The organism is Candidatus Phyllobacterium onerii, from assembly GCF_028331445.1.
Classification (GTDB): domain Bacteria; phylum Pseudomonadota; class Alphaproteobacteria; order Rhizobiales; family Rhizobiaceae; genus Phyllobacterium; species Phyllobacterium onerii.
Genome location: NZ_JAQMHX010000015.1, coordinates 1 through 13,048, shown reverse-complemented (window position 1 = coordinate 13,048; position 13,048 = coordinate 1). Strand labels below are relative to the sequence as shown.

The window sequence follows — 13,048 nt, the reverse complement described above, 5'->3', positions numbered from 1 at the left end:
ATCCTTATGTCCCTGTCTGCGACGGCGGTTGAAGATAGGTGTCGTAAATTTCGTCGCTATCTCCAAAGGCATCGACGGTCCCGTTGCGCATGATTGCAATCTTGTTGGTGACTGGTAGGATCCCCATCCGGTGGGTGATGACCACCACCGTCATTCCCCTTGCTTTCATACGTTCGATCGCATTGAACAATACCCGCTCGCCGTCATAGTCGAGGCTCGAATTTGGATCGTCGAGCACAACCAGCGATGGGTAGCCGTAAACCGCTCTGGCGAGACCGAGCTGCTGGCGCTGAGCCCGCAGCAACAAGTTGCCGCCTTCGCCGACGTCGGTCTCGTAGCCTTGCGGCAGCCGCATGATCGCATCGTGCAGACCAACGAGTTTCGCCGCTTCGATTGCCTTGCCAGGACCCGAGCCATCGAGCCGACCGATCACATCCTTGATGGCGCCGCCGAACAGCTCGATGTCCTGCGGCAGATATCCGATGTGATGTGTTCCTCCACAAAGACGCAAGGCGGATATGTCGACGCCGCCAAGAAGTGCGCATCCGCTCGTGGGTTGGAGGACGCCCGCGATAATGCGGCCAAGTGTCGACTTGCCGGATCCAGAAGCGCCAATCAGCGCCACGCAGTCCCCGGGGGCGAGCCGAAGCTTGACTCCGCCCAATAGTGGCCGGCCGGAAAAGGGCAATGCATAACCGACATTGTCAAGGATAAGCCCGCTGGGCTCGGGGACCGGCACCATGCGAGCATCGGTGTCCGAAGCAACAGCGATAAGCATTCTGTTGAGACGATTGAAGGCGTTGCGGGCATAGGCAAAGGAGCGCCAGGCACCGATTGCGCCTTCAACTGGAGCGAGGCCGCGGCCGAGCAAAAGGCTGGCGACGAAAATGATGCCGGGGCTGCTGTTTTCGGCCAGGACCAGCCACGTCGCAGCACCCATCACGAGTATTTGGGTCAAGGTGCGAATGGACTTCGAGAAACCAAGAATTATCTCGGTCCGGTGCATGGCGCTATCTTGCGCTTTTCTTGCAACTTCCGCATCGCGATAGACGATCTGCGCTGCACCATCCTGCATGCCCATCGCCCGGATGACCTGGATATATTTGAGCGCTGTTGCAAACCGGGCGTAGCTCCTTGCTAGCGCAACATTCGCATGGGTGAGTGGTTCACGCGTGGCGACTTCCGTAAGCAGCGCCAGTAATAACAGTGCGATCGCGCTCAACACACCGATTGCTCCGAGCAAAGGATGGACGAGGAAAAGCAGCAGCAGGAAAACTGGCGCCCAAGGCACATCGAAAAGCAGCGCGCTTGCGGGCGAATCGAGAAATTGGCGCAGAGAGGCGAGGTCCCGGTAGCAATCGGTAGCCACGCCCGTATCGGCTCTTGCCGCGTACTCGAATGATGCAGTAAGGACGCAGGGCCGCAAGCGATGGTCGAACCAGCTTCCAATGCGCGAAAGAGCTGCACGTCGTACGATATCAAGCACGGATCCGACTACGACAGCGACCGCTATGATGAGCGTCAACATCAGCAGCGTGTCGGTGCTGCGGCTGGACAAAACGCGGTCATATATCTGCAGAAGATAGATGGACGGTGCGAGCAGAAAGAGGTTGTAACCGCAGCTATAGATGAAAACCAGGCCGAAAGCTCCGGCGCAAGCACGAAGTGCTACGACCAGATGCGTCGGTTGACGCTGCGATTGTACGAGACTCGTTGTCATGGTCAGGGTGCTCACTGAAAGGACAGCCATCTGGTCTCGCTGTCCGGATTTAAGGATCGCCGGTTGCAACCGGCGATCCTGACAAATTGATTTTATGAGCCCAGATCGTGCAGATCGATCGACCCGAAGGCATTGATGAAATGGTCGAGAGCATTGTTGACGGTCGTGGTTTCGGGATCCGAGTGAACCACTGCTGCCGAGATATCGCCGCCCTGTGCCAGATTGCCGTTACCGCCATTGCCGCCGACGCCGGCTAGAATAGTGGCATGCTGATCTGCGAAGAATTGAGTATTCTGCTGTGCAGTCGTAGCTGCAGAAACCGCTGCGATATCGCCGCCGCTTGAGTTTCCCTGACTGCCATTGGAATTGGCGTCGCCACCCGGGCCGCCCGAGCCGTTGTTGGTGATGTTGGCCAGGAAGCCATTCTCTGCTTCGGCTTCGCCGCCATTCCCGGCTGAGCCAGCACTCCAACCTGCGTCTTGCCAAACGTGATCGCCATTGTGCAAATCAGTATCTGCTCCATACACTGTCTGTGTATTGGAAACATATGCGGTGGGATCGTAGTGGATGTTACCGTAGTTGTATCCTTCGCCGCCATTACCGGCGCTCGCGTCGCCTGCATCGGAATGGTTGAGCTGGATCGTGTCAGACAATTGTGGAATAGGCATAATCTTACTCCTTACTTAAGTTTTCCGTGTTTCTCCCACGGCCAGGTACCCGCGACGTCATCGTCAGGCAGAATAACCGCCGTGAAAGAGTGCTCGCGATTTGGCCTGCGGACTAGCTGGATATTCGGGGACGTTCGTTTGGGTGGGGTGTGTACTTCATGGGAGGGTGTATTGGATGAACAGCAAAATGGTTACATGTGGTCGCGCCAAGGCGCGCGGAAAGCCGCCGACGACGAGGGGGTCTATTTGAGTATCGAGGTGATGCTAGGTATGCAGGAACGAAAGGATATCATCCACGAGCGCGGAGTGGTTGTCGGCAAGGTTGCCGTCTCCGCCATGGCCGCCTATGCCTGCCATTTGCAATGCGTGCTGATCGTAGAGCACATGATCGATCTGCTGCGCATCGGCCGTGCCGCCTGCAGGTACGGCGATATTGATCGGATGGAAATATCCGATGTTAACGTCGACAAAACTGCCGTTCGAGTAGCCTGAGCCACCCCCGCCGCCACTGTTGCTGCCGGTAAATATCGTATCGGAACTCAAATTGAATCCGCCGCCATCGCCGCCTATACCTGCGATCTGGACCCCGCCCTGATCAAAGACCGCATTGTTGGTCTGGTGCGCCTCAGCGGAGCCACCTGCCGCGCCAACGGCAATATTGATTGGCGAAAAGATCGCGACATTCACGTCAATCATACTACCCATGAAATAGCCGTTGCCACCGTGGCCCGCAAACATATCACCGGTGTACACATGTGTTCCAACGCCTCCGGGAGTAGTGTCGATTGCCCCGTTGTGATCCCCGCCGGAACCGCCCACCCCGCCAATCTGGGTGGCGCCTTGCAGCATGACGGCGTTATTTGTTTGATGCGCAATCGCTGAAGAACCACTGCCACCCGCGACGGCGGCATTGACGGGGGCAAAGACGCCTACATCGGCGCTGACAATACCACCAGCGAAGAAACCATTGCCTCCGCTTCCGGCATTGTGAATGCTGTTGTCACCGCCACCGAGGGCGAGATTGCCGTTTCCACCGTTTCCGCCCATGCCAGCTATTTCCGTGGAGTGTTGATTGATCAAGGCGTCATTACCTTGGTGCGCTTCCACTGCTGAATTGGGGCCTGCAATTGCCGTGTTGGATGGAGTGAAGACAGCGAGCGGAGTGCTGCTGATGACACCCATGGCTATTCCGTCGCCTCCAGCGCCGGCTGAATAGGATGGGCCGCCGGCGACATCGAACGGCAGCCATGTTGGCACCAAAGCCAGGTGGCCGGATGCGGAACCAGAGATCGCACTTTGGCTCACGTTCGGGTTGGGTGCTTCTTCCGACATAGGGCGAGTTTCCGGCATTGCGTCTCTCCATTCAGTCCGCAAAACTTGCGTCCATTCTTCGACCTATTGTGAAGTCAGATGAAGAAAAAGAAGAGCCTGCAATTCGGCTATATCCATTTGGGCGGGGGATGGGCGGTAATCAGACTAAGTCGTTCTATGTATTCATAGTTGTTCAAGATTGCTATATCATACAGGGTAAGTGAACAATCAATCGACTTACCTTATGGGGGAGATATGGTTGTGCAATCGGGCAATCAATACAATGAAATCTGCCCGGGGGACGCATTTTTTATAGCTCATCGTTTTTATATTATAGCAGTGCTCGCATGTTGTTTCTGCATTATCAAGTGTGAATGACCGCCCGAACTTCGAACAATACACTGTGCCTCACTGGCGCAGGCTCGATCATATGGGGATGTGTTATGGCCATAATTCTGATTTGGGAGAACGACCCTGGTGCAGGCGGGTTCGCAATTGCCGACCAGCCCGATATCAAAAAACCGCCGTTCAAATTTGGATTTCCACTGCCTGCGCTGCTCCCGAGCCTGGATACGACTACAGAAGAATTCAGGTACTGGATCGCTGCTGAAGCTTTGCGCCGAGGCGCCGATTTTTGGGGTCCCAAAGTCACGGCAAGGCCCGCATGGTATTGCGGTACAGAGCTCGAAGTAAGACTGGACGTCGGTCCCCGATGGGACGCTAACTACGAGAGGCTGGCACTCAATTTCTTCCACGGCGTATTGTCGTCTGGAGTGAACATTTATGCAGCGGCCAGCGGCGACATGCTTTGCCACGAACTGGGTCACGCCATGCTGGATGCGATTCAGGACCGGCTTTGGCACACGGTCTACAAAGAAGTCGATGCCTTTCACGAATCGTTCGGCGATGTGAGCGCCATACTGTGTGCCCTTCAAATCCCAACGATGCGACGTTCGATCCTTACGTACACGGGTCCCAATCTATATCGCGATTCCAAACTCTCGCGGATTGCGGAGCAATTTGGAGCGGGCCTCCACGCGCAAGATCCCGCCGAGGCGTATCCGAATTGCCTTCGCAATGCGTGGAATTCTTTCTACTATGTCCGACCCGATCTCTTGCCCGGCTGGGCTCATATCACACAGCTCTCCTCGGAAAGACATTCCTTCTCACGGATTTTCACTGGTGCGCTGTTCGAAATATTGGCTGGCATGCTGACGGTCCATGCGGCCAATAGCTTGGCACCCACCCCGGCCGAACTGCTCGATGTTACGATGGATATGAGGGACATTATGGCGGCAGCAGTGGTATCTGCTCCGATTGACACCGGCTACTATGCTCTGGTTGCGGCCGAGATGGTTTTGGCAAGTGAAACGAAAAATCCGGCATATCCTGCAGTATTCTGCACCGCATTTGTCGGGCGCTTGATTCTCTCGTTGGCATCGGCATCAGCCATAATGGAAATGCTGACCACTGGACCCAATGCAGGGGCCAGGAGGGCCCCCACGCGATCTCGCACCGCTAACATCAAACCGGGGCATCAGTCCTACACTCCGGTGTTCAGTCCGCTGCCGTCCGAACGTTTTGGACTGGGCGAGGATTTGTACGTTGAAATGCCAGCAGATGCGGTGGATTCCAGTGCACGAAGCGCAACGCGTGAAGGCGATTCCATAGAGCCCTTGAATTCCGAGGCCGCAGCCACTCTCTTCGTGGCCGAACTTTTTGCTCTGGGGCTCGTCGACACTGACGCTGACCGCGATGATGACGACGGCAAGAAAAACGAGGAGCGTGTTCTGGAGCGCACGACCCATCGCCTTAAACGCGTAGGCAAGCAGCTTCGGTTGATAAGAATCAGAATCAGCTGCCGAAGCGAACACGCCTGCTCATGGGCATGATCAACAGGAGGTCGGAATGTCAAATACATGCAGGAAGTTTTTTAATCGCCGCGCCAAATTGATGGCTTCGGTGGTCGGTGTCGGTCTCTGGCTCACCCTCGCGGCTACCGGGGAATCGTTTGCAGTAGGTTGCGAAAACGGACCGGGAATTGTCTGGCCGCCGAACTTGGCTGACGCGCCGGCGACCGATGAAAGAGAAATCCTGAAATTGATTCATCGCTTTCACTGGGCTCTGGACGACCACAAAATGATGCAACTAGAGGGCCTCTTTGCGGACAATGTAACTTACGAGTTGTGCAATGCCGTCGGAGATCAATTGCAGAAAACGACGGGAAAGGATCAGCTGGGGGTCTATCTTAAGACTTATTTTAATGAGCTTACGTTCAGAGGCACACAGACGCGGCATATCGCAAGCAACACCCTTCTCAATTTCGTTGGCGCAGGCAATATCCAAGCGAAAACGACGGTCGTAGTAACACTTCAGCACCCTGATATCGAAACGCCGGTGCTGGATTACACCGCCGTACTACGAAGCGTGTTCACGACGGATGGAACTATCTGGAAGTTTTCACAGATGACCCTCATCCTGGATGGACCGAAACTCGAATTGCGAGCTCGATGAAGCCGGATTGAGAATCGCCCAGTGAGGTATTTTAGCCAAATCGTCATCATTGGAGCCGCGGCTATCGCCTTGGCTCATAGCACGAGTTGGCCAGGAGCCAGAACTGTTGACATGGACGAGGGTTCGTTTGCCGAGACTGTGCAGAAATGGAATGGAACTATTCTTTGGGAGCCAGCATCGGCGAGCGGCAACGTAGTCAGCAGGTTCGGGGACGAGGCACGCGCTGTGTTCGGTCCGATCCCTGACGGGGATTGCTCAGACGGTGCTGCAAAAACGATACCGCTGCAAATTGACGGCAACAGTGTCGATCTTAAACCGAACCCCGGTAAGCCGAACCATCCGCTGGAATTCGAACACCGTTATATCGACGGGAAGATAGTCAAATGGACGAGCGGTGTCGCACAGTGCGACAAGCCTTCATTGACCGGAAGCGCCACCTATTGCGGCCTGAACTCAAGGCTGAACCGTGTCGAGAATGGCAATGTGGAATGGCTTTTCCTCTGCCGCAAGTCGAGCCCCAGCCTTGAAGTAGAACCCATCCCCTACTGGCAGCGTTCAAATCCGAAGTTTGCGCTGTTCGGCGTTATCGGATTCAACAGGCGCTCTGGAGAGATCGTGTTCTTTGATGGCAGGAAAGACCAGAGCGAATTCGACTGGTCGCAAAAATTCGTACCACCAGGCGGCCATTCCTACACGGACAGCGAAGGTCGTGCCGAAGCAGAAGCCCTATATGATCCAACGTTTCAGGTAGAGTGCTCAGGGTGTCACGACAACAAAAGCGCTTACGTCATCAACCCCAACATCCAGCAGGCGAGAGTGGGCTATTTCGGAGGAAAGCAGGATTCGTTAGCGTCTTCCTTCAGCCTCGGCAATTTCCTCCCGGCGCCGCCGCGCGGCAGGTCGACACCATTCCGCGTCGTGGGATCGGGCTATACCGCCACCCATCGGGTCAATCTCGAACGCGCCATGACCGTGCGCGATCCCACCGGAAACTGTACGGAGTGTCACACGCTGACGACACAAACCACCGGGCAACGCTTTTCGGCTGATGCAGTGGCCAGGGATCCGGTTATTTCAGAACCTGACAGGGCACAGTTCTTGCGGCTGCAGGCAGAGCGGCGAAAATTATTTGAAATAGACGCGCATAGGACGGAGTGGGCATCCCGATCCGGCGTCGGGAAAATCCATCCGTGGATGGTTCCGATCGATGGAAATGAATTGTCGGCTCTACCGCCCGAAATCAGCGCCTCCGACTGGAGCGTGTTGAGCAATTGCCTGTGGGGCGCAGGGGGAACCGAGTGCTCTTACGCGCCGCTCTATACGTCCTGTCCCGCGCCAGAAGCGGCGATGCAGGGCGATAACTCGAAACCTGAGGACCTGTCCATTGCCGTTGTAAGGTCACCGGAAGCAGAAGTGATTGCGGACCGGGTAGTTCGGCTGAACTGGCGCTATCTGAACAGTTACGGCAATATTCCGCAAAGAGACGACGTGCGGTTCAATGTGGCGGTCAAGTCCACGGAAATCCCGACATCAGGTGCAGCGCCGTCGCCACTGGACTATCCTGGTTTGGAGGAAGCGACGGATAAAAATTTTATCGCCATAGACGGCGAGACGGGGACATCGGGTTCGGCCACGCTGATCCGCAACGTTTCCTATTTCGGCCATTCGAAATTCACCGATCCTGTCCCGTCAAAGGCTATGCGGGCCTTCAGGCTGGATTTGCCTGCCCAATGCAATCGCCGTTACCTCGTCCGCATAATGCCCAAGAGATTTTGCTTCGATCAAAGCAGCATTACCTATGCGCAGGCCGACCATCTTCTCTATGCTGACGTCTCATGCGATTGAAGAAGGCCGATCATTCTTTATTTTTTTATCGAACGAACGCCTCAGTTCCGTCAGGCTTTGGGTGGCCTTCTGCTCCCACGAGCGAGCTCCTTGTTTGCGCGCAAAAGCAATGGCTTTTTTAAACAATGCTTCGGCAAAGCCGGTCGCATTTTTCTTGCGCAGCACTTCGCCTTTCAGCCGGAGCAGCTCCGCGGTGAAATAGTTTTCATTGGTGTTGCTCACGAGATCCAGTGCTTCGTCAACGGCGTCAGATGCCTTTTCGATTGCCTGAGCCTGGAGATAGCATTCCGCCAGCAGCCCCAGATAGCAAGATTTGTCGATCTCCTGATCGCCGAGGTTATCGCAGGTCTTCCGCATTTTTTCCAAGCCATCAAAGTTGCGGTCAGCGCGGACCATGGCCCAGCCCTCGAAGAACGAGCCCATATTCAGCCATAGTTGAAATCCGTTCTCCGTTGCCAAAGGGATGAGCTCGTTGGTTAGCTCGCGTAGTTTGATGACATCATTGCGCAGTGCTAGCAGAATGCAGCCATTGCCAAGGCAGGCGGCAAGTCTGTAAGCCGACTGCTGACGTGCATCGAGTTCCGCAGCGTTATAGAGGTCAATTGACCTTTGATGTTCACCGAGCAAATGCAATGTCCAGGCGAGGTAAAGCATCGGCATGCTCGGAAAGTCGCTGCCGATTATGGCCTTATGTGCTTCGTACCCAAGCGAACGTTCGAGATAATCACGGGCACCTTTGAGATTACCCTGAGAAAACAGGCTCATACCCTTGAACTGCAGTCCCAATACCCGGGCCTTGATATGATCGCGTTTTCTGCCGATGTCGAGCAACCGGTCACTAGCCCATTCGGCATCGGCAAAGTGCGCAGAATTGAAGGCCGTACCGAAGAGACCGTCGAGCGCCCGGACAGGCGATTCCGTATCACCGAGCTCGTCACTCAACCGCATGGCATTTCGGTAAGCATCGCTACCTTCGCGCGTGACATATCCAAATGTCGCGTAGTGCACGTCGCCGATCTCCAGCCAGAGCCGCAACTCCTTCCCTTTGCGCTCCAGCGTAGCCGGAAGCTTCTGCAGACATTCTACGCCGTGTGCAAACATGTTTGCGGCTTCTACTTTGGCCCAGGTCTTGCCAACATTCAGACCTGCAGCAAGCCAGCAGTCTGCTGCCCGTTCCAACTCGTCTGCTTCGGAATAGTGTTGCGCCAAGAGCTCGGGGTGTTCTGCTGCCAACTTGGGATAGATCTTCTGAATGGCCTCCGCAACCTTGCCATGAAGTTCGCGGCAACGTTCTCGCAACAAAGTGTCGTGTGCGGCCTCCTGGAGCAGCGCATGTGTGAATATGTAGCTCTTCCGGTTTGGCTGGGGTGCGAATAATCCCGACTCGACAAGGTGGCGCAACGCGGAATTTAATGAACGGGCCGACAAGCCGCTAAGTCGGCTTAGCAACTTGAGATCGAACTCCCGTCCAATGACAGAGGCGGTTTGAGCGATCATCTTGCCAGGGCCAAGTTTGTCGAGACGCGACAACAGCGAAGATTGCAGCGAATTCGGGACCCCGACGGACTGCTCCCGCACCTCTGACTCCGAAGGAAAGAGTGGGCCGCCTGTCTCCAGAACTGTCCGCGCCAATTCTTCGACGTAGAGAGGAACACCCTCGGCTCTGTTCAGCACTGAGGTTTGAATTTCGCTCGGCAGGGGGGTGCCGCCGCTAACATTGCTGACGAGCATACGAGCTTCGTAGTCGCTTAGCCGCTTGAGTGCGATCTTGCGCAAGTTTTCGCCCTTCAACGGCCTGCAAAGTGTATTCTCGCGCGTTGTGATGAGGATCAGCATCGGGAACGATGCCACCTCTTCCAAGAGCGCCTCAAGCACATCGCTCGAAGAAGGGTCGATCCACTGTTCATCCTCGATCGACAACAGGACGCGGTTGATACGCGATACGTGATGGAGCCAGTCGATGATTATCCGATGCGAAACACTGCGCTGCCGTGGGGCCGTCAGTTCAGAAGGTGGGTAGCGCCGCTGGTCGATGGAAAGCAAACCCGCAAATATAGGCAGGGATTCAGCGAGGGGAACGTCGCTCAGAGCGAGAATTGCCTCGAGTTTTTCCAGACCCTGCGCGGGATTGTCGCCATGAATTCCAGCATAGCGTTTGAGCAATGTGAGAAATGGGAACAGAGCGCTGTTGGAGTATGCTGACGAACACTGAAGCGTCAAATACGTGCATTGCGGCATACGGCGCTGAGCTTCGAAAATGAGCCGTGACTTGCCGATACCGGCTTCACCCGAAACAAGCGCTGCCTGACCGCGGTTTTCTGCAACCACCTCTCGCCAGAGTTCGAGCACCTGGGACATTTCGTTGCGGCGGCCGACAAGTTCCGTCAATTGAGTTCGTTTGGCGAAGCGGTTCTCCAGAATTCGCTCTTTTTCGGCCCGCCAGACGTGTAGTTGCTTGGAAAAACCCTTTAAAGTTTGCTGGCCAAGATCGGTGAATTCGAATGCGCCGGCGGCATTGTTGTGAGTCTGTTGATCCGTCAAAATCGTTTGCGGCTGTGCCATTGTCTGGAGCCGCTGTGCCAAGTTGGGTATCGATCCTAAAGCGACCGTAGACACGCCTGCAGGCGCTCCTAGAAAATCCCCTACAACCACTAGGCCACTTGCTATTCCTATCCGGACCCGTAAAGGCGGTCCTTCTGCTACCGAAATCTCGGGTACCAGCCTCAGAATATCGAAGGCCAGAGCAAGTGCATGCTCTGCGTCGTCTTCTTCAGCAATAGGATAGCCGAATAGTGCCTGAAAGGCGTCGCCAATGTAGTTGGCCGCAATGCCGTTGTGGCTTCTCACCGCATTGTTGCATTGCCGCAGATAGTCTCGCGTCAGTTTGCTGAAATCCTCCGGATCCAGGAGAACAGCATATTCGGTTGAATCCACCAGATCACAAAACAGAATGGTCAATGGACGGCGCTCGCCCGAAATTTGGGATAGCTCGCCACGGCCTTCTTCGATCAATCGCGCGATACCCGCGAGAATCTTTTTTCTGGGACCGAGCGGGATCCGCATGCTCTGCAGGTCACTGTCCGAAAGGAGGCGAAGACTATCAAAGTCGACTTGAGATTCCGCGAACGCATCGGCAAAGTGATCAAGCTTCAGCTTGTTCAACCATTTCCTGACATCCTCCATAGGTCCCCCGTGAACGGCCTTGGATCAAGATGGTCTTTGACTCATCGCGAATGCCAACAAGAATACCATTCTTTTCAATTACTGACTAAAGCATTCGGGCCGCGGCACTAATCATTCCGAAGTAGTTTTCAGGAAGAGACCAACTTGTCCATCACCTGCGCAAGGGAAATATTCCATTTTGGGGCACGCCAATCGAAAACGTCAAAGAATTTGTCCGTCGACAATCTGGAATTGAGCGGGCGAGCGGCTTTTGTAGGATATTCAGCGGTAAGAATGTCCCTGACCTCGGCAAGAGGACCGCCTTTATTGCTGCTTGCCGCAAAGATTTCCCTGGCGAACGAGCTCCAGTTCGTGTCGCCGCTGCCCACGAGATGATAGATGCCGAAAGCATCGAATGCCGGGTCTGTCCGCAGCCGGTCGGCAACGCGCAAAATAGCATCTGCTATATCGAGCGCTGATGTGGGATTGCCCCATTGATCCGAAACCACCGACACGGTGTCGCGGCTTTCCGCCAGCTTGAGCATCGTCTTCACAAAGTTCCTGCCGAACGGGCTATAGACCCACGCTGTCCGCAAGATCAGATGGCGAGGGTTGGCGGCAGCGACGGTCATTTCACCCGCGAGTTTCGATTGGCCGTAAACGCCGCGCGGTCCAGTCGGATCGGTTTCCGTATAAGGCCTATCGCCCTCTCCAGAAAACACATAATCCGTGGAGAGATGGATTACTGGGACGCCGATCGCTGCTGCAGCCTGCGCCACACTTCCCGCGCCAACTCAGGGAAAAATATCGGCGCCATCGAGCAAGGGCGCCTTCCGGTCCTTGTCAGACAGCTGGATTGCAGAAGCCTCGAAGGGCCAATCAACACCTATGGAAGGATCGTCGAAACGGATACTGCGATCATGCTCGGGTGAATAGTAGTCCGTCACCTTATAGATGACCTCGGTGTTTTCCTCCAAGGTCAGAAACCCGTGTGCGAGGCCCTTTGGCACAAGAATCTGGTTCCATTTCGTAGCGGACACCTCAAGTGCAAGCCATTTCCTGAAAGTCGGCGATGATCTCCGGATGTCGACAACGACATCGAGTATCGAGCCGCTCACCACGCGTACCAGTTTATCCTGCGCGCGTGGCGGTAACTGGTAATGCAACCCGCGAAGCACACCCTTGGCAGCCGAAAGAGAGTGGTTGTCCTGAACGAATTCAAGATCGATCCCCGCTTTGGCCAAAGCTTGCGCGTTAAAGGTTTCGGAGAAGAACCCCCTGTCATCGCCGAATTTTGGCGGCTTGATCTCGAACACGCCGGCAAGGGCGAGAGGGTTGATCTCAATCATCGTTTCCGACCTCCGCCGCGCGGCGGCGCAGATAAGCGGCATATTCGGTCTTGCCCATTTTGGCGGCTCTCTCCAAAACCTGCCCGGCATTCAGCCAGCCCCACTCCAAGCCAATTTCCTCGGGGCAGGCGATCTTGATGCCTTGGCGGTGTTCGATGGTGCGCACGAACGAAGAGGCCTCATGCAGACTGTCGTGCGTCCCCGTATCGAGCCAGGCATAGCCGCGTCCCAATCGCTGAACCCGCAAATCGCCGCGCTCGAGATAGATATTGTTGACGCTGGTAATCTCCAGTTCGCCGCGGTGGGAAGGCTTGATGGATCGCGCGATGTCGACGACTTCATTGTCATAGAAATACAGGCCGGTGACAGCCCAGCTGGATTTCGGTTTGACCGGCTTTTCTTCGATGGAAAGCACCCGCCCCGAGGCCTTGTCGAACTCGACGACGCCATAGCGTTGCGGGTCCTCGACGTGGTAGGCA

The 13,048-nt window shown here is 55.4% G+C and carries 9 protein-coding genes and 1 pseudogene; 3 read left to right on the top strand and 7 right to left on the bottom strand.

Features of this window, described 5'->3' with window-relative positions:
• Positions 1 to 4 precede the first annotated feature (4 nt).
• The 3 genes from PHA01_RS24375 to PHA01_RS24365 form a co-directional block, all read right to left on the bottom strand.
• Positions 5 to 1,720 (bottom strand): type I secretion system permease/ATPase, encoded by a 1,716-nt coding sequence (locus PHA01_RS24375; protein WP_271898881.1) that lies wholly within the window; start codon positions 1,718 to 1,720, stop codon positions 5 to 7.
• Positions 1,721 to 1,812: 92 nt separating this feature from the next.
• Positions 1,813 to 2,388 carry a PE-PGRS family protein gene (locus PHA01_RS24370; protein ID WP_271898880.1) on the bottom strand — a complete coding sequence of 192 codons (576 nt, stop codon included), beginning with the start codon at positions 2,386 to 2,388 and terminating at the stop codon, positions 1,813 to 1,815.
• A gap of 264 nt (positions 2,389 to 2,652) precedes the next feature.
• On the bottom strand, positions 2,653 to 3,738 hold the full coding sequence (locus PHA01_RS24365; protein ID WP_271898879.1) for a hypothetical protein: 1,086 nt from the start codon (positions 3,736 to 3,738) through the stop codon (positions 2,653 to 2,655).
• 404 nt (positions 3,739 to 4,142) lie between these two features.
• Here PHA01_RS24365 and PHA01_RS24360 point away from each other — a divergent pair, with 404 nt between their 5' ends.
• The 3 genes from PHA01_RS24360 to PHA01_RS24350 all read left to right on the top strand — a co-directional run bounded on the left by PHA01_RS24360 (position 4,143) and on the right by PHA01_RS24350 (position 8,058).
• Positions 4,143 to 5,591, top strand: coding sequence for a gluzincin family metallopeptidase (locus tag PHA01_RS24360; RefSeq protein WP_271898878.1), 1,449 nt, complete (start codon positions 4,143 to 4,145; stop codon positions 5,589 to 5,591).
• 16 nt (positions 5,592 to 5,607) lie between these two features.
• Positions 5,608 to 6,213 (top strand): nuclear transport factor 2 family protein, encoded by a 606-nt coding sequence (locus PHA01_RS24355; protein WP_271898877.1) that lies wholly within the window; start codon positions 5,608 to 5,610, stop codon positions 6,211 to 6,213.
• Between the two features lie 111 nt (positions 6,214 to 6,324).
• Positions 6,325 to 8,058, top strand: a complete 1,734-nt coding sequence (locus PHA01_RS24350) for a hypothetical protein (RefSeq protein WP_271898876.1) — start codon at positions 6,325 to 6,327, stop codon at positions 8,056 to 8,058.
• On the opposite strand, the gene PHA01_RS24345 is transcribed toward PHA01_RS24350, so the two are convergent.
• From PHA01_RS24345 to PHA01_RS24330, 4 genes and pseudogenes are all read right to left on the bottom strand, one after another.
• Positions 8,047 to 11,241: an AAA family ATPase gene (locus PHA01_RS24345; protein WP_271898875.1), complete on the bottom strand. Its 3,195-nt coding sequence runs from the start codon at positions 11,239 to 11,241 to the stop codon at positions 8,047 to 8,049. The two genes, PHA01_RS24350 and PHA01_RS24345, sit on opposite strands and share 12 nt — an antisense overlap.
• Before the next feature lie 128 nt (positions 11,242 to 11,369).
• Positions 11,370 to 12,011: pseudogene (locus tag PHA01_RS24340) on the bottom strand (SDR family oxidoreductase); the annotation flags it as partial.
• 3 nt (positions 12,012 to 12,014) lie between these two features.
• Positions 12,015 to 12,569 carry a dTDP-4-dehydrorhamnose 3,5-epimerase gene (rfbC, locus tag PHA01_RS24335; protein ID WP_271898874.1) on the bottom strand — a complete coding sequence of 185 codons (555 nt, stop codon included), beginning with the start codon at positions 12,567 to 12,569 and terminating at the stop codon, positions 12,015 to 12,017.
• Positions 12,562 to 13,048 (bottom strand): sugar nucleotidyltransferase (locus tag PHA01_RS24330; protein ID WP_271898873.1); only part of this gene is annotated, 487 nt, incomplete at its 5' end. The genes rfbC and PHA01_RS24330, both read right to left, overlap by 8 nt.